Origin of the sequence: Acetobacter ascendens, assembly GCF_001766235.1 — a bacterium.
Taxonomy (GTDB): domain Bacteria; phylum Pseudomonadota; class Alphaproteobacteria; order Acetobacterales; family Acetobacteraceae; genus Acetobacter; species Acetobacter ascendens.
This window is the reverse complement of the sequence record NZ_CP015164.1, coordinates 2,275,723-2,294,922: the sequence shown is the minus strand read 5'-3', so window position 1 is coordinate 2,294,922 and position 19,200 is coordinate 2,275,723. Positions and strand designations below refer to the sequence as shown.

The window sequence follows — 19,200 nt, the reverse complement described above, 5'->3', positions numbered from 1 at the left end:
TGGCGTCAAGCATGCTAACCAAAAACGCTTCATTTTTCTTGCCAAAATTGCAGCCAGGCAGGCTGTTTACGATTGATGGATACGAATCTGGTATGGCTGTCTGTCGTGCTGCGCGTGAAGTAGAGGGCATGATAGACGGCACAAGTGCGCGTTTTGGTTTTCTTTCTGCTCCGGGTGCGGCAGGGTTTATGGGAGCAGGTTGGTGGTTGGCACTTATTGCGGCGCTGGAGGATTCGGTAGGCTGTGCATTTTGGCATGCGCTGGATTGCGGTGGCAGCGCAGCTTATGCATTGGGTGCCGTGCGCATGGGCCAAAAATATGCTGTGTTGCAGGCGCCTACAGCCCAGTTTAAGGCGGTAAAAGCGGTTTATATGCAGGAATTTGGCGCGCTGTTGAGTGCTCGTCCGCCATCATTTCACCTTATACCATCATTATGTCACACGTCTTCTCTTGTCGGGTATTTCACCGACGGTTATTGCCAATCCTCAGATCCGGAAAATAAACTGCCGGACACAAGGCAAAAAAAGGATTGTTACCCATGACACTTACCCCCAAGGTTAAGGCTATTCTCGACCAGTACGAGAGCGATAATCCCGGCACCAAGATGAATCTGGCACGGCTGCTTAACGCAGGTAAGCTGGGTGGCACGGGCAAGCTGGTGATTCTGCCGGTTGATCAGGGGTTTGAGCATGGCCCAGCCCGTTCCTTTGCAGCTAATCCGGCAGCGTATGATCCGCATTATCACTTTGAACTGGCGATTGAAGCTGGTCTGAGTGGTTATGCAGCCCCGCTGGGCATGCTGGAATGCGGCGCAGCAACATATGCTGGCGAAATTCCGCTGATTCTAAAGTGCAACAGCTCCAACAGCCTTGCGACAGAAAAAGATCAGGCTGTAACGGGTACAGTGGCTGATGCGCTGCGTCTGGGTTGCTCCGGTATTGGTTTCACCATTTATCCGGGTTCCGAATACTGCTTCGAGCAGATGGAAGAACTGCGCGAACTGGCAGCAGAAGCTAAAGCTGCTGGCTTGGCCGTTATTGTATGGAGCTACCCACGTGGCCCCGTGCTGGACAAAAAAGCTGAAACCGCAGTGGATGTTTGCGCCTATGCCGCACATATGGCTGCACTGACCGGTGCGCACATCATTAAAGTGAAGCCGCCAACGGAAGTTGTTGCGCTGGATGCCAACAAGCCAGCGTATGAGCAGAACAAGATTGACGTTACCACTCTGGCTGCCCGCGTGCAGCACGTTGTGCAGTCCTGCTTTGCTGGCCGCCGTATCGTGATCTTCTCCGGTGGTGCACATACCAGCACGGATGAACTGCTGCAGACCATTCAGGGTATTCAGGATGGTGGCGGCTTTGGTTCCATTATCGGCCGTAACGTGTTCCAGCGTCCGAAGGCAGAAGCTCTGGCTCTGCTGGACAAAATCACCACCATTTTCAAAGGCTAAAACAGCCGTAGTATCTGCGCAGCGGGCATGAGATAAGGAACGCTATGTCTGATCTTTATCTTGTCACGCCTGCTGTGTCTGATGCGCAGGCTTTTTTACCTGTCCTTGAGGCAGGTTTAGCTCACCACCAGCCCGCAGCCTTGTTGCTGCGGCTGGCGGATATGCCTGCTTCTGCGGCACGGCAGGCCGTGTTGCTTCTTAAACCGGTTATTCAGGCGCGAGATATTGCCCTGATTCTGGAGAACGCCCCCACTCTTGCGCAGCAAACGGGGTGTGATGGCGTGCACCTTTCTCCTTCATATACAGCGGATTCTGTAAAGGATGTGCGGCGTATTATCGGGCCGGATCTCCAGCTTGGTGTTGCGGTTGGAGAAAGCCGTGATGCCGCCATGTGTGCCGGTGAAGATGGCGCAGATTATATCTGCTTTGGGGCAGAAGATGACGCAGCGCTTGAAACTGTTTCTGCTCTCACGCGCTGGTGGTCTTTGATGATGGAACTGCCCGTGGTGGCGCAGGCGCAAACACCGTCTGATCTGGCGGTATTAAATGCCAGTGGGGCAGATTTTGTTATGCCCTCCGAACAGTGGTGGCTGCAGCCGGATGCGTGGCAAGGCTGATTTTTGTCGGGTTTGATACGGGTTTTTGCCATGTTTGAAGGTGATGCTAAGTATCAGAACGCGCTTTCTGATCAAACAGGTCATGCTGACCTGCAGATGAAGGAAGCGGCACGATTATCGAGAACTGGATATTTTCCATGCTGAATAAAAAAACATTCCTGATGCTGGCTATGGCTCCTGGTGTTGTTGCTGCTCCGGCTGTGCACGCACAGGGGTTTGGTGGTGGACTGGGCTCTATTGGTAAAAGTGCCCTGTCTGGTGCTGAAAGCGGCGTGGCAAGTCAGGGCACAAGCATGGCATCCAGCATGCTGCCAAGCCTTTCTTCTGCCAGCACGGGCAATCTGGCTGGTATCCTTGGGTATTGTGTGCAGAACAACGTGCTTCAGCAGGGTTCTTCCACGGCCCAGTCAGTGCTGGGGAGCCTCACACAGAAACCGGGTGTTACATCTTCTAGCGCATACGAAGCTGGCCAGCAGGGGCTGCTTCAGACTGGCAATAACCAGATGTTCTCCTTGGCTAACCTGAAGGGCGAACTCAAAACCAAACTGTGCAGCATGGTGCTGGATAAAGCGCAGTCTGCACTCTAATTTTGCAGTGATGTGAGCAGGCTTTTCGCCTGCTTTATCCATAAAAAAGCCCCTGCCAGTTCCGCACTGGCAGGGGCTTTTTGCATGTTTCAAACTGTTTTTAAGGCAGTTGTAAAACAGGCGGTGTTGTAAGGTTTCCCTTGCGGGATGTGTAGGTGGCTGTGGCAGGTTGCGTACGAGCGGCAACCGTGCTGGCCTGTGCCTGTGCCTTGGACACCGGGGGAACAGGACTTACAGAAGGTGCGGCAGAAACAGGCGTGCTGGTTCCCGCGTTTTGTTGCGCAATAGGTGGGAGCACCAGATCCTGTATGAAGTACAGCACACCATTGGATTGCGGAATACCCGTAACCCACAGGTGAGATACCATGCCCTGTCCATTACCAATAACAACCTGACCAGACTGACCATCCACCCACGCTGAAAGCAACTGGCCATTCAGGGTTGGAAGCCCGACAGACTGGGTGGGAGAAGCCAGAGCAGCCTGTTTTATTTTGGCAAGCGGCCAGCGCCCTTTTACAATGGTGTAAGACAGCATTTCCTTGATAACTGCCTTATTATCTGGGCTTGTCAGCTTGTTGCCTGTCTGGGCATCATAAGTTTCTAGCGCGGAATTCGGAATGCCAAAAACGGTAAATGGTCCATCCTGTTGGAGGATAGCAAGTAACCCCGTTGCATTAAGCAGGTGGGTATAATCTGCCATTTCCAGAGAACTTGGGAGCGTGTCTGACAGGGGGCGGTCACAAAAAGCCGGTGTTTCTGGGTTAGGGTAGGCTATCTGGCTATCTGGGGCGCTTTTTGGCTCTGCCTCTGAGCTTGTGCTCGGTTTGGCAGGTGCGTAAGTGCGTGTGCCCGAAACTGTTGGCATCATGTACGAACAGGTTGAATTGGCAACTTTATACGTATCCTGCCGAGCACGGCTTTGCGTGCAGCCACCAAGCACCAACGCGGCAATGCCGATGGCTGCCGGGGCCAGCATACGAGAGTTAAAGGCTGTTCTGTGCAGAACACGCTTAGGGTGCATGGATGTCTCCCAAAAGATCATGCCGCTAAAAGAAAGACTGGCTTCATGAAGTAGAAGACTGCACCGGGCATACTCAGCACCCGTCTCCTCGCATTGTCCAGGCTGTTACAATACCGTTTACCAGCTCAAACGTGGTCTGGCAGGTATAAGTATAAGCTGTGCCCATACCACCACCCATGCCGCCCCAGCCACCATCCCAGCCGCCCATACCCCAGCCGGGGCCGTATCCGCCCCAGCCACCCCAACCGCCATCCCATCCCCAACCGCTCATGGGCATGGTGTAATCTGTTTGCTGGTTGATATAGGCCAAAAAGGTATGGTTGCCAGAAACAAACTGCCGCGTAGGCACGCCAAATGTACGCACGACATCGGTTGTTTGTTTGCCAATCATGGAATCAAGCTGGCGCCGTTCCTTTTTGCTAGGCACTTGGCAACCTGTTAGGGCCAGAGCGCCCAGCAGCAGGATAAATCTTTTATGCATCATGGCAGCTCTGGCTCCCGCCGGTAGTATTGTAACCGGGCATCATACGGATAAATGTTGAACAACATATTATGGTTGCGCCAAATGTTGCAGACTAACCGTTTATCCACAAGACGTTCTGTATGCGTGTTGTGCCACAAGCCAGCATAACCAATCTATCAAACCCCAACGCAATGCCCGCGCAGATAGGCATATGGGGCAGGGCGCTGAGCAATTTTTCATCCATCGGCCAATCTGCCCGATTGGGGTAAAGAGTTTTGCGCTGGTGGCGGTCGGCCTCAAAGCGGGAGCGTTGTTCTGTGGCGTCTGTCAGCTCTTCAAAAGCGTTCGCTAACTCCATGCCCGCAGCATAAAGCTCAAACCGTAGGGCTACGCGCGGGTCTTGTGGGCTTTTGCGCGCCAATGCGGCTTGGCTGGCGGGCCAATGGGTGAGAAACGTGGGGCGCGTGCGCCCAATGGCTGGTTCTATGCGCTCCATCAGCAGGCGGAAGAACAGGTCCTCCCACGTTTCACCCTCACGCAATGTACAGCCTGCCGCGTTTGCCAATGCCTGTGCGTTTCCTTCTGTGGGCAGAAGGTCGACACCGGCATGGCGATGGAAGGCTTCTTGCATGGTCAACCGTTCAAATGGGCCAGATATGTTCAGGTTGTGGCCCGAATGGTGGAGAATCGGTGGCAACACGGCTTGTAAAAGGGCTTCGGTTTCATCCATCATCCCTTCCAGTGTCATATTGGGTTGGTACCATTCCAGCATGGTAAACTCGGGGGCATGGAGGTTACTACCCTCACCATTCCGCCAGACACGCGCAAACTGAAAAACAGGCAACCCGGTGGCGGCCACAATACGCTTCATGGCAAATTCCGGGCTGGTGTGCAGGAACAGGTTTTGTTGCACGCCATCAGGGGCTTCTCGCACGGTATGGAAGGGCTGGAGATGCACTTCTTCCCCCGGTGTGGGTACGGCGTAAGGGGTTTCCACTTCCACACAGCCGCGCGCTTCCAAAAAAGCACGTGCCCCGCGCAAGACAAGATTGCGGCGCAGCAGAAAGGGGAGCCGGTCAAGAATATGATCGGGGTCTTTCATACCCGGATCAGGCTGAACAGTTGCAGAGTCTGACATGAGGGGAGTAGAGGCGTGACATGTCTTTCCCGGTCAAGCCCTCTTTTTCGCGGCGCAAAACACTGCGCACCCCGGATGATCTGATAGCAGCCGGTTTGGTGCCTCCCAAACAGCATGAGATGCTGGCTGATGTGGCTCAGCATTATGCCACGGCCATTCCGCCAGCTTTTCTGGATTTAATCACCACGCCGGATGATCCGATAGGCGTGCAGGTTGTGCCCTCTGCGCAGGAACTGGAAATTGCGCCGGAGGAACGCTCTGACCCTATTGGAGATAACGCGCTTTCACCCGTTCCTGGCATTGTGCATCGCTATGCAGATCGGGCGTTATTGAAGCCCTTGTTGATTTGCCCGCTTTATTGCCGATTCTGCTTTAGGCGCGAGCATGTGGGGCCAGATGGTGGCGTATTAGATGATGCCGCGTTGGAACAGGCGTTGGAGTGGCTGCGCACGCATGAGCAGATTCGCGAAGTGATTCTAACAGGGGGAGATCCGCTGATGCTTTCTCCTCGGCGGCTTGGGCATATTGTGGCAGCGCTTTCAGCCATGCCGCATGTGACGACTATTCGTGTGCATAGCCGCGTGCCTGTGGCGGACCCGGAGCGGGTAACAGATGCTCTGTTGGATGCGCTAGAAACAGACAAGGCCATGTGGATGGCCGTGCACATCAACCACGCGTGGGAAATGTCGGAACCTGCACGGGCGTGCCTTAAACGCATTGTGCGCAGGGGTATTCCGCTACTGGGGCAGTCTGTTCTGCTGCGTGGTGTGAATGATAGCGAGCAGGCGCTGGAAGACCTGTTCCGCGCTATGGTGGAAACCCGCATGCGCCCGTATTACCTGCACCAGTTGGACCCAGCCCCCGGCACGGCGCATTTTCATGTGCCGGTAGAGGAAGGGCAGCGCCTGCTTGCAGGGTTGCGCGGGCGCGTAACCGGTTTGGCGTGGCCGCTCTATGTGCTGGATATTCCCGGTGGTTACGGCAAGGTGCCGTTGGGGCCTGAATATGTGCAAGGCCCCCGGCAGGTGAAAGACCCTAAGGGAGAAACCCATAAGCTAGATAGACTATAGGTTTACTCGCCTATAGCGGCACCTCCGGGGTGGCGTCTGTCATACCCGCCAAAGTAAGGCGGAGCACCTGTGGTTTGGTTTGTTAAACGCGGGCTACCTGCCAGAATGCCCTCCGGTATACCCCACGGTGCATGCGGGGCAAAATGGTAGCCCTCATGCTCCAGCGTGCGTTCTACAGATGAGGAAACCGCGCCGGCTTCTATTTCCACTGCATCGGGCATCCACTGTTCATGCAGGCGCGGAAGATCAATGGCCTGCTGGATATCCAATCCGTAATCCACAACACCCAGAATAACAGACAGCACAATGGTGGGAATGCGAGAGCCCCCTGGGCTGCCTATCACCATAATGGGCTTTCCATTGCGGGAGAGAATGGTGGGTGTCATGGAAGAAAGAGGCGTTTTGCCCGGAGCAATGGCATTGGCCGTGCTACCGGGAATACCAAACATATTGGGTGCGCCGGGTTTGATGGAAAAATCATCCATCTCATCATTCATGAAAATGCCGGTATTGCCGCCAATTACCTTGGCCCCAAACCATCCGTTTAGTGTGTACGTAGTGGAAATGGCAAAGCCATTTTTGTCCATTACAGAAAACTGCGTGGTTTCGGGTTTTTCGGCAGAAGCATCTCCAGCTTTCAAGGATGTAGAAGGCACTGCATGATCTGTGGGAATATGCGCCCGTATTTCGGCTGCGTAGGTTGGGTCTAGCAAATGCTGGCTGGGGTTGGGCACAAAAGCCGGATCACCCAGATCACGCCTATCAGAATAAGCGTGGCGCATGGCTTCTATTTCACGCTGCAAAGCTGGCGCTGTGTGCAAACCAAGGGTTTGCATGTTGTAGCCGCCAAGAATGTTCAGCATTTCACATAAGGCAACGCCACCTGCACTTGGGGGCGGCGCTGTTTCCACTTCCAACCCGCGATAGGCGCAGGTGAGCGGAGGGAGTTCGCGTGGTGCGTAATGCGCAAAATCTGCAAGGGTAAGAATGCCACCATTCTTGCGCGATGTTTCTACAATAGTGTGGGCAATGGGGCCTTTGTAAAAGGCATCCGCACCGTGGCGGGCAATTTGTTCAAGTGAGCGGGCAAGGTCTTTTTGCACCAGTTTGTCTCCCACCTGTAGGGGAAAGCCATCTGGGCGCAGGAAAATAACCCGCGCGTAAGGGTCTTTACGAAAAGCCTCTGTTGAGGTGTTCAGTAATGCCACATCTCCGGCTTCCAGCACAAAGCCTTCACGCGCTAGCCGAATGGCGGGAGCCAGCACAGCTTGACGCGGCAATTTGCCCCAGCGTTTATGAACTTCCTCCAGCCCCGCAACGGTGCCGGGAATAGCAACAGCTTTCCAACCCGTTACGGATTGATCAGGCAGCACATTGCCGTGCTCATCCAAAAACATTGTGGGAGCAGCAGCAGCGGGGGCCTTTTCCCGAAAATCCAGAAAAACACTCTGCTGTTTGCCCGGAGGGCGCAGCAGCATAAAGCCACCACCGCCTAAATTGCCTGCGGCAGGGTAAACAACAGCCAATGCGTACCCCATGGCCACGGCCGCATCTGCTGCGTTGCCGCCTTGGGCCAGAATGTGCGCTCCGGCCTCGGATGCAAGGCGTTGGGCAGAAACGGCCATACCATGCGCCCCACGTACGGGGGCTAAAGGTGGGAGTTGATCAGGCTGTGTGGTGCTGAATGCCAGAGGGTCTGGTGCCGATGCCACGGGGGCCGCTGCCCATAGCGGCTGTATGGTGGTAGCCCCCACTCCCATACAAAGCACTGCCATCGCCACCAAACGGGACGGGAGGGAGAAACGCTGTATGGGAGCAGGCATAGGGGCTTATCCTTTTACAGGGTAGGGTGGGCAGGTATAGCCAGCGGGTGAAAGTGTGAAAATTTCATAACCTTTTTCGGTTACGGCCAGCATGTGTTCAAACTGGGCGGAAAGGGAGCGGTCACGCGTGACAGCCGTCCACCCATCTTCCAGAATTTTCACATCCGCTTTGCCAATATTCAGCATGGGTTCAATGGTAAAGACCATGCCTGCCTTCAGCTTCATACCTTCGCCGGGGCGGCCGTAGTGCAGAATGTTGGGCTCGGTATGAAAGGTCTGACCAATGCCGTGGCCGCAGAAGTCTTCTACAATGGAATAGCGGTGTTTTTCTGCATAGCTCTGAATGGCGTACCCAATATCACCCAGCGTGGCGCCAGGGCGTACGGCTTCAATCCCGCGCATCATGCTTTCATAGGTTGCGGTAATCAGCTTGGCAGCTTTGATGGATACTTTGCCTACCGTGTACATGCGGCTGCTATCGCCGAACCAGCCGTTCAGTTTTGGGGTGACATCAATGTTAACGATATCCCCTTCCTGCAGAACGCGATCACCGGGAATGCCGTGGCACACAACATGGTTAACGGAAATACAGCAGGCTTTGGGGTACCCGCGATAATTCAGCGGGCCGGGCACGGCGTCATGCGCAAGCGTGTATTCATGAATAATACGATCGAGCTCCCCTGTGGTTACGCCGGGTTTGACGTAAGGGGTAATCATATCCAGCGTAGAAGCTGCCAGACGGCCGGCAGCACGCAACATTTTAAAATCTTCTTCAGTATGCAGAATAATTCCGCCTCTGCCGGCCATAATGGTGCTCCCTAAATTTTGCAGGCGTTAAACGCGTCAGCCGCAAGATGGAGCTAGCAGGCAGCAAAGGCAACCCGCTTATGCTGTTGCGGATTGCCTAAGCCTGAAGAATCTGCAGAAAAACTTAGGTGTGGTTATGCGCTGTATGGTGTTTGGCTGCACTTTTGGAGGATGTGGCCGTTGCAGGCCGCACCTTGGCACCAATCAGCCGTACATGGTGGCCACCGGAAACAGGCATGGCCAGAACATGCCTGCCACGCCGTGCCGCAGGGGCTGAGGCCACTTCTACCACGCGGCGGTGGGCAGATGCTGCCATAACAAGTGCATGATGGCCGCGGGTTGTGCGTGTGCCAATTTGGGCACGGGCCAACATAAGGGGGCGAGTAACAGGAGCCACACCTTCTGCATCAAACCCACGGTCTAGCTGATCAGCCATGACTAATGAGCGCTGGGTATTGCTGGAAGCCCCCATGACGACACCCACAAGCCGCACGTTATCGCGAATGGCGGAGGTAACCAGATTACGCCCGGCTTCCTGCGTGTAACCGGTTTTCATGCCATCCGCCCCTGCATACACTTTCAGCATGGGGTTATGGTTGGGAATAACGCGACGATGGAAGCTGAAGTAAGGTGTTGAAAAATAGTGATAATATTCCGGGAAATCAGAAATCAGACGGCGCCCTAGGGTGGACAAGTCGCGCGCTGTTGTCATCTGGTCCGGGTCTGGCAGGCCAGAGGCATTGCGGAAGGTGGTGTTGCTCATGCCCAAGTAGTGGGCCTGCTGTGTCATCATTGCGGCAAACTGGGGTTCGCTGCCGCCACCAATCAGTTCGCCCAATGCGCAGGCAGCATCGTTGGCGGATTTGGTAACAAGAGCCAGAATGGCCTGCTCAACCGTAAGGTGGGAGCCGGGAACCAATCCGAGTTTGGAGGGTTCCATAGTAGAGGCATGGATGGAAACAGGCACAGCCTGATCCAGTGAGATGGCACCAGCGCGCAGGGCGTTGAATGTCATGTACAGGGTCATCAGCTTTGTCAGGCTGGCCGGGTAGCGGCGGAGGTCTGGATCATCTTGCGAAAGAACAGCGCCAGTACGTGCATCCACCACAATAGAGCTTAACTGCCCCGCATACTGTGCATGTGCTTTACCGTAAGTGGCTGTGGTGCCAATGGCTAATCCTGCCAGCAGGCCAACCCATTTGCGCAAAGAGGGCGTTTTTTTACGTTTCAGCTTGGGCAGTTTATTATTTTCTGCCGTTCTTGCGTGCCGCATTACTGTCCTGTTTGCCACTGCCACCCCCACCTGCTTTCTGCAGGGTTACTATTCCGTCTGCCGCTTAAGATCGCAAGCCCACGTCTGCATAAATCTGAAAAAATCCGAATCAGGGTTTCAGTTTTAGCGGCGTGGTAGTGTGTATATTTTCGTGTGTTCTGCCTATGTGGCACAAATATGGCAGCGTGCAGGGCAGAGGCACGTTATAAAGGTATGGCGTGGTATGTCCTCTTCCATATGGGGTTGCCGTAACCAATATGGTGGAAGATACAGCTTTATAATTTTGTCTGACCTGCTGCCGGAGTTTGCCCATAATGGTTCTGCATCGCGATCCTGTTTTGCATACGGGTAATGGGCCTTTGCGCCGTGGCGGAGGCACGGATTCTTCAGATGATGGCGCTGATATTGGCGTGGTGGTGCGGGCTAAGCCTAAAACCCGCAAACCTGCCATGTACAAAGTGCTGATGCTGAATGATGATTACACCCCAATGGAATTTGTGGTGTACGTGCTCGAACGCTTTTTTCAGAAGAATCGGGAAGAGGCCACAGACATCATGCTCAATGTGCATCGGCGTGGTGTTGGTGTGTGTGGTGTGTTCACTTATGAAGTAGCAGAAACCAAGGTGGCGCAAGTTATGGATCTGGCACGGCAAAACCAGCACCCACTACAGTGCACGATCGAAAAAGACTGATCACTTCTGCAACGTTATTGCCAAAAAACGGCATGGTACGCGTTTTTTACGCGGAATAAGACTCGCATTTCCTGAAGAAGCAGCCAAATATGATAACAAGGGCTGCGGGTATGGTGGGTAGCGTTGCTACCGTGCCTGCAATGTCTGGGGAAAGGAGCGTCTCGTCATGTTGTCACGCAATCTCGAACAGACTCTACATCGGGCGCTCATTCTGGCCGGTGAACGGCATCATGAATACGCCACGCTTGAGCATCTGCTTCTTGCCCTGGTTGATGATGCGGACGCCGTTACGGTGTTCCGGGCGTGCGGGGTGGATCTAGATCGCCTGCGCACGGATCTGACAGGTTTTCTGGATAAGGATTTGGCCGGGCTGGCATCTGATCGGCCAACAGAACCAAAACCCACCGCCGCGTTCCAGCGTGTTATTCAGCGGGCGGCTATTCATGTGCAATCTACCGGACGGGATGAGGTAACAGGCGCAAACGTGCTTGTGGCCCTGTTTGCAGAACGGGAAAGCCATGCAGTGTATTTCCTGCAGTTGCAGGATATGACACGGCTGGATGCCGTTAATTTTCTGTCTCACGGTATTGCCAAAGCACCGGATCGTTCCACGCGCCGCCCGGTTGCGGGTACGGAATCCAATGCAGAAAAGGGTGAAGAACCCGAACGGGCTGAAAGCAAGAGCCAGAAAGGCAACCAGGATGCGCTTTCTACCTATTGCGTCAATCTGAACGATAAGGCGATTGCCGGTAAGGTGGATCCGCTTATCGGGCGCGATACGGAAATTGAGCGTACCATTCAGATTCTGTGCCGTCGCACCAAGAACAACCCGCTTTATGTGGGGGATCCGGGTGTAGGTAAAACCGCCATTGCGGAAGGGCTTGCTCGCCGTATTGTGGAAGGTAACGTGCCAGAAGTGCTTCTAAAATCCACCATCTATTCGTTGGATATGGGCGCATTGCTGGCGGGCACACGTTACCGCGGTGATTTTGAAGAACGCCTGAAAGCTGTGGTGACAGAGCTGGATCAGGACCCGCACGCCATCCTGTTTATTGATGAAATCCACACCGTTATTGGTGCCGGGGCAACATCAGGCGGCGCGATGGATGCTTCCAACCTGCTTAAACCCGCTTTGGCAGCGGGCACTCTGCGCTGCATTGGGTCCACAACGTACAAGGAATTCCGGCAGCACTTCGAAAAAGACCGTGCGCTTGTGCGGCGCTTCCAGAAGATTGATGTGCCTGAACCCACCATTGATGATGCGGTGAAGATTCTGCGCGGCCTGAAAGGCAGCTACGAAAAACACCACAAGGTGCGTTACACAGAAGAAGCCATTCGCGCGGCAGTGGAACTGTCTGCCAAGTATATTCATGACCGCAAGCTGCCCGATAAGGCGATTGACGTGATTGATGAGGTAGGCGCTTCTCGCATGCTTCAGCCAGAAGGCCGCCGCCGCAAGACGGTGAACCTGAAGGATGTGGAAGACATTATCGCGCGTATTGCCCGCATTCCGCCCAAAAGCATTTCTGCGGATGACAAGGAAGTGCTGCGCTCTCTGGAACGCGATCTGAAGGGCATGGTGTTCGGGCAGGATCAGGCCATTGATGCCTTGTCAGCGGCTATTAAGCTGGCACGTGCTGGCCTGCGTGATGCAGAAAAGCCGATTGGCAACTATCTGTTTTCTGGCCCTACCGGGGTTGGTAAAACAGAAGTGGCGCGCCAACTGGCAACGGCGCTGGGGATTGAGCTGGTTCGCTTCGATATGTCCGAATACATGGAGCGGCATTCCATCTCTCGTTTGTTGGGGGCACCTCCGGGGTATGTTGGGTTCGATCAGGGTGGTTTGCTGACAGATGCCATTGATCAGCATCCACATGCAGTGCTGCTTCTGGATGAAATCGAAAAGGCACATCCAGATCTGTACAACGTGTTGTTGCAGGTGATGGATAATGGAAAGCTGACGGACCATAACGGCAAGACGGTCGATTTCCGTAATGTCATCCTGATCATGACCACCAATGCTGGTGCGTCGGATATGAGCAAGGAAGCCGTAGGCTTTGGCCGTCAGGTGCGTGAAGGTGAGGATGAAGAGGCCATCAAACGTCTGTTCACGCCAGAATTCCGCAATCGCTTGGATGCCATTATCCCGTTTGCACATCTCTCGCCTGAAATTGTGGGGCAGGTGGTCGAAAAATTTGTGCTGCAGTTGGAAGCACAGCTTGCAGACCGCAACGTGACCATCGAACTATCTTCCGCTGCCAAGGAATGGCTGGCAGAGCGCGGGTATGACAGGCTGTATGGTGCACGGCCTCTGGGGCGTGTTATTCAGGAATCCATCAAGAAGCCGCTGGCCGAAGAACTGTTGTTTGGCAAGCTGGCAAAAGGTGGAGCCGTTAAAATCGGCCTGAAGAATGGTGAACTGGCGTTTGATATTGTTGAAAGCAGCAATAGCTCTTCCAGCAATGGGGAAGATACCCACGGCAGCGAGCATGAGGAAGAAGCAACGGGCTGATGAATGTCTGCCACGTGCGTAAATAACAGCAGGGCCGCCAGAAAAAAATATCTGGCGGCCCTGTTTGTATGTGCTGCATGGAATGTAAAAAGATCAGTCGTATTTTGTACCGTTAACTGTAACGGAGCCCGGAATTGGCCAGGATTTGCCAGTGCCGCGGTGGGTCCAGTCAATGCCCTGCTTGCGGTAGGAATCGTAGTAATAACGGCCTACCACTTCCACTTGGTCTCCCTTATTAACCCACGGCCATGAGGGCGTGTGCATTTCATCCAGATTGGTCACAATACGGATGGAAATGTTGGGAGCGACGGTTACGTAAAAATATCCATGCCACCCGCTGCGGGTATGGCGCGCCTTGGCGCTGACAGTACGCACGGTGCCGCAGATATGGACGGGTGTATCCCCTTTGGCGCCACCGTTTTCATAATCCTGCTGTTTACTCAGAAAATCCTGATTATTGCAGGTTGCGGGCATAGAGGATGCCGCAGGAGCTTCCTGCTTCCAGCCCCATCGGGCTTGTGCCGGAGAGGGGAGGAAAGAGGCTGCCAAACCCGTAAGGCCTGCCAGCATAAGTGCGGGAAAACGTGAAGATGTCATGAAAATTCAGTTCTGTGGTGTGGGGATCTGGCCTTTTTCAGCCAGAAGATGAGCGCGGTATTCATCCAGAAAGTGTTCAACTTCTGGCACAGGCTTGGGTGTAACCTGATGCAGGTTTCTAAGGGCACGAATAATGGTGCTAATCACTACAAGGCGCGCATACCATTTGTGGTTGGAAGGCACGATAATCCACGGCGCATAAGGGCGTGCTGTCTCAGAAATGGCATCTTGATAAGCGGTGGCATATTCTTTCCAGAATTCACGTTCCTTCAAATCGGAAGGTGAGAATTTCCAGCGCTTTTCTGGAATATCCAGCCGGGCCAGCAAGCGTTTACGCTGTTCTTCGGGCGAGATGTTCAGGAAAAATTTGAGCACCACAGTGCCTTGGCGGCTGAAATAGTGTTCCAGATGGCGGATATCACTAAAGCGGCCTTGCCAGAATTCAGGGGTGTTCACTTCCCCTGTCAGATGGGCGTTCTGAAGCAATTCCGGGTGCACGCGGGTAACCAGCACATCTTCATACTGGCTGCGATTGAAAATAACGATACGCCCTGCCTGCGGTGCGGCGGTATGGATACGCCATAAAAAACCGTGTTGCAGTTCAGTCGGGCCGGGTTGTTTGAAAGAGGTTACGGAAACCCCCTGAGGGTTCACGCCAGACATTACATGCTTGATGGTGCCATCTTTGCCTGCGGCATCCATACCTTGCAAAATAATCAGTAGAGAGTGTGTCTGGTTGGCGTAAAGAAGTTCCTGCAATGTTTGCAAAAGGCTTTTAACTTTGCGTAGCAGAAGTTTTCCATCTGCTTTTGTCAGGCCCAGATTGCCGTCATCGTTCGGATTATGTGCGCTCAGTTTAAACTTGCTGCCATCCGTAACATGATAGCTGTCTAGCGCATCCAGAAAGCGCGAAAGAGTATTCATGCTATAATTGCCTTACAAAAATATTTGCCCTTCACGGAGTGTGGTGGGGCATATGTCAGTCATAAAGGCAGGTTCAATCTTGTCAAAAAAAGGGGCACTTCTCATATTCTTAGTATGATATCCGTAAATTCTTCTATTTCTGCGCCATCCGAGCCAGAAGAGGCACACTCTCTTGCAGGTATGTTGCTGGTGGCTTCCCCCATGTTGGCGCAAACCCCTTTTGCTCAGAATGTGATTTATATATGCGCACATGCGCCAGATACCGGCACAATGGGAATTGTGGTGAACAAGCGTCTGGCTGTGGCCAGCTTTGATGAGTTGTTAGCCCAACTTGATATTCAGCCCATGCCCCCGGTCCGGCGGATTGGTTTATGCGCAGGTGGCCCGGTAGATGCGGGACGTGGTCTTGTGCTGCATTCTGCGGAATGGGAAGGGGAGAGTAGTCTATCTGTCAGTCCGAATGTTGCGTTAACCGGCAGTGTGGATGTGCTGAAGGAGATTGCCGCAGGCAAAGGCCCACAAGAAGCCTTGTTGGCGATGGGCCACGCCAGTTGGACAGCCGGACAACTTGAAGAGGAAATTCTTCAGCAGGATGCATGGCTGGTAGCGCCCGCCACGCGGGATATTGTTTTTGGAAGTGACCATGCAGCCAAGTGGCGGCGTGCATTGGCTTCTATCAATATTGATCCGTTGCGCTTAAGCGGGCAGGTGGGCCATGCCTGATGGCAGTGTGCTGACGCTTTAGGTTTTAGAGAGACCGTGATTGGTCAGATAAGGCAGGCTCCACAGGCTTTCTGGCCCAACGCCAAGATGTAATGCCCTGCCGGGCCAGTTCACGGTGCATGACCATAATGGGCCATTGTCCTGCACCTTCATAGCTTCCCATCCCATCCGGGGCGGAAAGTTTTTTGGCCAAGGCTTCTACAATGGTTACGGAGCGATGTCGCCCGCCTGAACATCCGATAGCAATGGTGGCGTATTTCTTACCTTCCTGCACAAAACGGGGTAGAACCAGTTGCAGCATGGCGTGAATTTGGTTGAGGAAGGGGAGGTAATCCTGATCTTCTGCCACATATTCCGCAACATCAGCATCCAACCCGGTTTTTGGGGCCAGTTCGGGCACATAATGCGGGTTGCGCAGGAAGCGGGCATCAAAAACAATATCAGCTTCACGCGGCAGGCCCGCTGGATAAGCGAAGGACATCAAAGCTACGGTTAGGCCTTCCTGCGCGCCACCTGTCCACGGGCTAAAGCGGCTTTCTACAAATTGTCGCAGCTCTGGCGGGGGCATATCTGTTGTATCAATAACCAGATCAGCCGCAGTCCGTAGGGGAGCCGTAAGGGCTATTTCTTCTTCAATGCCTTCTTTGATACTGCCATGTGGTGCCAGCGGATGGCGGCGGCGTGTTGCCGTATAGCGGCGTAGCAGCACGCTTTCATCTGCTGTGGCATAAATCAGTTCAACACGCAGGTGTGGGTTCATGCGGAGGCGGGCCATGGCTTCCAACACGGCAGAAGCATCAAACCCACGGGTGCGAGAATCTACCCCAATGGCAACCGGGCGTTCTGCACGGGCTACAATATCATCCAACATCCCAAGTGGCGGGTTGTCGATAACTTCGTGTTCCAGATCTTCCAGAATCCGCAGGATGGAGGATTTGCCCGCCCCAGATAGGCCGGACACCAGCAGAATGCGGCGTGGTGCAGGCGTATCATCTGCCGTAACCATGAACGGCTTTTCCTCTCCATCTTGAGGCTGGTAGGTGCTGATTGATAATGCACAAAGGTGCCAGAACCCGGAATCAGCCAGTAAACCTGTTAAGTGCTTTGCTTAGCCACTTTACTGCAGTTTGGCTGGTTGTGAGAAGGCATTATCCTCAAGGCAGGCATCACTTCGTAACACATCGTTGCGTTTTGTGACGTAAAACAAGGCGTTTGTTACGAAAGAGAAAATTGCGGTTCGTTCGTTCTTGCCTTACGTCCTGACATTGTCATGACGCAAAAACAACAGGCAGATCGGGCTTTGGTGAAACAGTATACACCGCATCTTAAACATATAACGGGTGGATTTGTTCTTTCAGGCATAACGGCTCCGCATATCAAAGGGCTGGAGATGGCTGAGCAGTGCCGTGCAGCACTGGAGCAAGGCGTAGAGCTTCTGGCCAAGCAGGGGCATGCCTTGCATGATGTCACTCATATTCTCTGCACAGTTGCTGATGCCGAAAATTTCCCTTCCTGTTTTCCCGTTTTTCGGCAGTTTTTCCCTTCCATTTCCCCAATCATGACACTGATGTGGTTGAAGGATGCACCTTCTTCCCAGCCCAAAATTATTTTTGAGCTGGTTGTGCAGGAAGAAATGGCTGAAGCGGAGGAAGAAAATTACGCTTTCTGAATGTGCCCGGTTGTGTCGGGCTAACGGGTTACAATGACCCGGGGAAGCTGAATGGTAAAACAGGCCCCAATAACCTGCCCATTCTGGTTGTGCAGATTATCAACAGAAATCGTGCCGTGCAGGGCTTCTATAATCTGCCGACTGATAGAAAGCCCTAAGCCCGAGTGTTGGCCGAAGTTTTCATTCTTCGGGCGCTCGGAATAAAAGCGGTCAAAAATCGAATCCAGCTTAGCCTGTGGAATGCCTGGGCCTTCATCTGCCACAGAAATGATCACCATCTTACCTGTTGGCATAGCCGAAAGGGTGATGTGACCATTGGGTGGAGAAAAGGAAATGGCATTACCAATCAGGTTGCGCAAAACCTGCACAAGCCGGTCTTCTACCGCCAGAACTTCTAGCGGGCTTTCTGGCGTATCCCCTTGCACATTTGTTTGCACAATGGGTTGCCCATCTTGCCGGGTGGCCTGCTGAATTTCCGCCAGAACAGAAAGCAGTGGTGCAATGGCAACAGGTTCGGCCTTTGCACGAGACATTTCTGCATCCAGACGGCTGGCGTCTGAAATATCGGTAATTAGCCTGTCCAGCCTGCGCACATCATCGTTGATAATGGTCAGCAAGCGGCGCTGCTGGTTCAGGTCTTCAATACGCAACAGTGTTTCAATCGCCGAGCGGATGGAAGACAGCGGATTTTTGATTTCGTGACTGACATCTGCGGCAAAGCGTTCAATGGCGTCCATCCGCTTCCAGAGCGCTTGTGCACTGGCTTGCAGGGCGCGAGCCACATCGCCAATTTCATCACGTCGGGCCAGCAAGCGGGCAGGCACGGTGCCCGTGCGGCCAGTTGCATCTCGCATAACCTGTGCCGATGCCGCCAGCCGCAACAGTGGCCGCGCAATGGTGAGTGAGAGGTACCACGAAAGCAGTACCGTCAGCACAAGTGCCATCAGAAAGACAGACAGAATGGAAGACCGAATGGCAAATAGGGAACGATCAACCTGTGAGGCCACGCGGGTAAGCTGAATAATGCCAATAGTGCTGCCATCGTGCATTACGGGTTCAGCCACCGTAATAATCAGGCGCCCCCGCGCGGTGCGCCGGATATAGGGCGGCGCTTCCAGTGGAGGCGGCGGCGGGGCGCCTTTTGTGCCGATGGCTGTGCCGGAGGGCCGGGCAGGAATGTCTTCCTCATCCGTATTCAGCGTGACAATGCCCGAATTATGGCTCCCCCATAGCCATGTCAGAAACCGTTCATAAATGCCGGGCTGCGTGACTGGTGGAAAAGGAATGGTTTTGACACGCTGTTCATTGCGCGGTGTAGCTGGGGTGGGCTCTGCCGTTTCAGGCCAATCTGCCAGATTGTCAGCCACAAGGCGGCCATCTGGCCCAAACAGGCGGGCATGGGCGTTGGGGCTTGGTTCCGTAAGCCGCAGCAGCAGTGGGCGGGCCAGAGTTTCTTCTAGCACATAGGCACGGTCTTGCGGGTTAGTGGCGTGTGGGTGCGATGCGCGTACGGCACTTTGCCCCAATGCCCCCGCATAAATTCGGGCTTGTTCACGCAGCGCCGTTACTTCTGTTGCCAGCAAGCCGTTCCGAAACTGGTTCAGAAACAGAATGGTCACGCCCAGCAGGGCAATCGGCAAAATGTTAACCAGCAAGACCCGCCGCATCAGCGGAGAAATCAGCCGCGTGCGGGATGCCTGATAAGCCGCTGTGGCTTCTATGCTACCTTTGCGGGGCTTGTTGCCCGGCATGGACAGATAATGCAGGCCACTAATGCGGCCTGCCAGCGCCTTGAAAAAAGAAGAGGCGGGCTGGCTGGTCATGAACCGCG

The 19,200-nt window shown here is 54.0% G+C and carries 19 protein-coding genes; 9 read left to right on the top strand and 10 right to left on the bottom strand.

The features are described 5' to 3' along the window. Positions 1–11 precede the first annotated feature (11 nt). The 4 genes from A4S02_RS11240 (at position 12) to A4S02_RS11225 (ending at position 2,657) form a co-directional block, all read left to right on the top strand. On the top strand, positions 12–542 hold the full coding sequence (locus tag A4S02_RS11240) for a hypothetical protein (protein ID WP_019088805.1): 531 nt from the start codon (positions 12–14) through the stop codon (positions 540–542). Further along, complete coding sequence (locus A4S02_RS11235; protein WP_019088804.1) at positions 539–1,453, top strand: class I fructose-bisphosphate aldolase; 915 nt, start codon at positions 539–541, stop codon at positions 1,451–1,453. Before A4S02_RS11240 ends, A4S02_RS11235 begins: the two co-directional genes overlap by 4 nt. Positions 1,454–1,497: 44 nt before the next feature. Next, a complete protein-coding gene (locus A4S02_RS11230; RefSeq protein ID WP_070323829.1) occupies positions 1,498–2,070 on the top strand; it encodes a thiamine phosphate synthase in 573 nt (190 codons plus the stop codon). A gap of 161 nt (positions 2,071–2,231) precedes the next feature. Further along, positions 2,232–2,657 carry a YjjA family protein gene (locus A4S02_RS11225; RefSeq protein WP_070324541.1) on the top strand — a complete coding sequence of 142 codons (426 nt, stop codon included), beginning with the start codon at positions 2,232–2,234 and terminating at the stop codon, positions 2,655–2,657. A gap of 100 nt (positions 2,658–2,757) precedes the next feature. On the opposite strand, the gene A4S02_RS11220 is transcribed toward A4S02_RS11225, so the two are convergent. The 3 genes from A4S02_RS11220 to epmA form a co-directional block, all read right to left on the bottom strand. Then, the gene (locus A4S02_RS11220; RefSeq protein WP_070323827.1) at positions 2,758–3,699 is read right to left on the bottom strand and encodes a fasciclin domain-containing protein; all 942 of its coding nucleotides are present in this window, start codon (positions 3,697–3,699) and stop codon (positions 2,758–2,760) included. 52 nt (positions 3,700–3,751) lie between these two features. Next, positions 3,752–4,162 carry a hypothetical protein gene (locus A4S02_RS11215; protein ID WP_006116827.1) on the bottom strand — a complete coding sequence of 137 codons (411 nt, stop codon included), beginning with the start codon at positions 4,160–4,162 and terminating at the stop codon, positions 3,752–3,754. Positions 4,163–4,253: 91 nt separating this feature from the next. After that, entirely contained in the window at positions 4,254–5,279 is a 1,026-nt protein-coding gene (gene epmA / locus A4S02_RS11210; RefSeq protein ID WP_070323826.1) for an EF-P lysine aminoacylase EpmA, read from the bottom strand. 20 nt (positions 5,280–5,299) lie between these two features. On the opposite strand from epmA, the gene A4S02_RS11205 reads away from it, so the two are divergent. Next, positions 5,300–6,349 carry a lysine-2,3-aminomutase-like protein gene (locus tag A4S02_RS11205; RefSeq protein ID WP_070323825.1) on the top strand — a complete coding sequence of 350 codons (1,050 nt, stop codon included), beginning with the start codon at positions 5,300–5,302 and terminating at the stop codon, positions 6,347–6,349. Positions 6,350–6,351: 2 nt separating this feature from the next. Here A4S02_RS11205 and ggt read toward each other — a convergent pair whose 3' ends face one another. The 3 genes from ggt to A4S02_RS11190 all read right to left on the bottom strand — a co-directional run bounded on the left by ggt (position 6,352) and on the right by A4S02_RS11190 (position 10,252). Then, positions 6,352–8,172, bottom strand: coding sequence for a gamma-glutamyltransferase (gene ggt / locus A4S02_RS11200; protein ID WP_070323824.1), 1,821 nt, complete (start codon positions 8,170–8,172; stop codon positions 6,352–6,354). Between the two features lie 6 nt (positions 8,173–8,178). Continuing rightward, entirely contained in the window at positions 8,179–8,979 is an 801-nt protein-coding gene (gene map / locus A4S02_RS11195) for a type I methionyl aminopeptidase (protein WP_019088796.1), read from the bottom strand. 124 nt (positions 8,980–9,103) lie between these two features. Further along, a complete protein-coding gene (locus tag A4S02_RS11190) occupies positions 9,104–10,252 on the bottom strand; it encodes a D-alanyl-D-alanine carboxypeptidase family protein (RefSeq protein ID WP_070323823.1) in 1,149 nt (382 codons plus the stop codon). A gap of 314 nt (positions 10,253–10,566) precedes the next feature. Between A4S02_RS11190 and clpS the strand changes: the two genes are divergently transcribed. Both clpS and clpA read left to right on the top strand, forming a co-directional pair. Continuing rightward, entirely contained in the window at positions 10,567–10,944 is a 378-nt protein-coding gene (clpS, locus tag A4S02_RS11185) for an ATP-dependent Clp protease adapter ClpS (RefSeq protein WP_003623838.1), read from the top strand. Positions 10,945–11,110: 166 nt separating this feature from the next. Next, positions 11,111–13,456 carry an ATP-dependent Clp protease ATP-binding subunit ClpA gene (clpA, locus tag A4S02_RS11180; RefSeq protein WP_019088794.1) on the top strand — a complete coding sequence of 782 codons (2,346 nt, stop codon included), beginning with the start codon at positions 11,111–11,113 and terminating at the stop codon, positions 13,454–13,456. A gap of 93 nt (positions 13,457–13,549) precedes the next feature. Here the strand turns inward: clpA and A4S02_RS11175 are convergent, their stop codons facing one another. Both A4S02_RS11175 and A4S02_RS11170 read right to left on the bottom strand, forming a co-directional pair. Then, positions 13,550–14,053, bottom strand: coding sequence for a DUF3465 domain-containing protein (locus A4S02_RS11175; RefSeq protein WP_070323822.1), 504 nt, complete (start codon positions 14,051–14,053; stop codon positions 13,550–13,552). Positions 14,054–14,059: 6 nt separating this feature from the next. Then, positions 14,060–14,977 (bottom strand): polyphosphate kinase 2 family protein, encoded by a 918-nt coding sequence (locus tag A4S02_RS11170; RefSeq protein ID WP_070323821.1) that lies wholly within the window; start codon positions 14,975–14,977, stop codon positions 14,060–14,062. A gap of 114 nt (positions 14,978–15,091) precedes the next feature. On the opposite strand from A4S02_RS11170, the gene A4S02_RS11165 reads away from it, so the two are divergent. Continuing rightward, positions 15,092–15,700 carry a YqgE/AlgH family protein gene (locus tag A4S02_RS11165; RefSeq protein ID WP_070323820.1) on the top strand — a complete coding sequence of 203 codons (609 nt, stop codon included), beginning with the start codon at positions 15,092–15,094 and terminating at the stop codon, positions 15,698–15,700. A gap of 25 nt (positions 15,701–15,725) precedes the next feature. Here the strand turns inward: A4S02_RS11165 and rapZ are convergent, their stop codons facing one another. Then, entirely contained in the window at positions 15,726–16,706 is a 981-nt protein-coding gene (gene rapZ / locus A4S02_RS11160) for an RNase adapter RapZ (protein WP_070323819.1), read from the bottom strand. A gap of 264 nt (positions 16,707–16,970) precedes the next feature. Between rapZ and A4S02_RS11155 the strand changes: the two genes are divergently transcribed. Then, complete coding sequence (locus A4S02_RS11155; protein WP_019088789.1) at positions 16,971–17,369, top strand: RidA family protein; 399 nt, start codon at positions 16,971–16,973, stop codon at positions 17,367–17,369. Between the two features lie 20 nt (positions 17,370–17,389). On the opposite strand, the gene A4S02_RS11150 is transcribed toward A4S02_RS11155, so the two are convergent. Next, positions 17,390–19,192 (bottom strand): ATP-binding protein, encoded by a 1,803-nt coding sequence (locus A4S02_RS11150; protein WP_070323818.1) that lies wholly within the window; start codon positions 19,190–19,192, stop codon positions 17,390–17,392. Between the last annotated feature and the right edge of the window lie 8 nt (positions 19,193–19,200).

Excerpts from the sequence above, each read along its gene's own strand:
- map (WP_019088796.1), bottom strand. The coding sequence starts at position 8,979 with ATGGCCGGCAGAGGCGGAATTATTCTGCATACTGAAGAAGATTTTAAA.
- A4S02_RS11170 (WP_070323821.1), bottom strand. The coding sequence starts at position 14,977 with ATGAATACTCTTTCGCGCTTTCTGGATGCGCTAGACAGCTATCATGTT.
- A4S02_RS11235 (WP_019088804.1), top strand. The coding sequence starts at position 539 with ATGACACTTACCCCCAAGGTTAAGGCTATTCTCGACCAGTACGAGAGC.
- A4S02_RS11240 (WP_019088805.1), top strand. The coding sequence starts at position 12 with ATGCTAACCAAAAACGCTTCATTTTTCTTGCCAAAATTGCAGCCAGGC.
- A4S02_RS11230 (WP_070323829.1), top strand. The coding sequence starts at position 1,498 with ATGTCTGATCTTTATCTTGTCACGCCTGCTGTGTCTGATGCGCAGGCT.
- A4S02_RS11165 (WP_070323820.1), top strand. The coding sequence starts at position 15,092 with ATGATATCCGTAAATTCTTCTATTTCTGCGCCATCCGAGCCAGAAGAG.
- A4S02_RS11190 (WP_070323823.1), bottom strand. The coding sequence starts at position 10,252 with ATGCGGCACGCAAGAACGGCAGAAAATAATAAACTGCCCAAGCTGAAA.
- A4S02_RS11215 (WP_006116827.1), bottom strand. The coding sequence starts at position 4,162 with ATGATGCATAAAAGATTTATCCTGCTGCTGGGCGCTCTGGCCCTAACA.
- clpA (WP_019088794.1), top strand. The coding sequence starts at position 11,111 with ATGTTGTCACGCAATCTCGAACAGACTCTACATCGGGCGCTCATTCTG.
- rapZ (WP_070323819.1), bottom strand. The coding sequence starts at position 16,706 with ATGGTTACGGCAGATGATACGCCTGCACCACGCCGCATTCTGCTGGTG.
- ggt (WP_070323824.1), bottom strand. The coding sequence starts at position 8,172 with ATGCCTGCTCCCATACAGCGTTTCTCCCTCCCGTCCCGTTTGGTGGCG.
- clpS (WP_003623838.1), top strand. The coding sequence starts at position 10,567 with ATGGTTCTGCATCGCGATCCTGTTTTGCATACGGGTAATGGGCCTTTG.
- A4S02_RS11155 (WP_019088789.1), top strand. The coding sequence starts at position 16,971 with ATGACGCAAAAACAACAGGCAGATCGGGCTTTGGTGAAACAGTATACA.
- A4S02_RS11175 (WP_070323822.1), bottom strand. The coding sequence starts at position 14,053 with ATGACATCTTCACGTTTTCCCGCACTTATGCTGGCAGGCCTTACGGGT.
- epmA (WP_070323826.1), bottom strand. The coding sequence starts at position 5,279 with ATGTCAGACTCTGCAACTGTTCAGCCTGATCCGGGTATGAAAGACCCC.
- A4S02_RS11225 (WP_070324541.1), top strand. The coding sequence starts at position 2,232 with ATGCTGGCTATGGCTCCTGGTGTTGTTGCTGCTCCGGCTGTGCACGCA.
- A4S02_RS11220 (WP_070323827.1), bottom strand. The coding sequence starts at position 3,699 with ATGATCTTTTGGGAGACATCCATGCACCCTAAGCGTGTTCTGCACAGA.
- A4S02_RS11205 (WP_070323825.1), top strand. The coding sequence starts at position 5,300 with ATGTCTTTCCCGGTCAAGCCCTCTTTTTCGCGGCGCAAAACACTGCGC.
- A4S02_RS11150 (WP_070323818.1), bottom strand. The coding sequence starts at position 19,192 with ATGACCAGCCAGCCCGCCTCTTCTTTTTTCAAGGCGCTGGCAGGCCGC.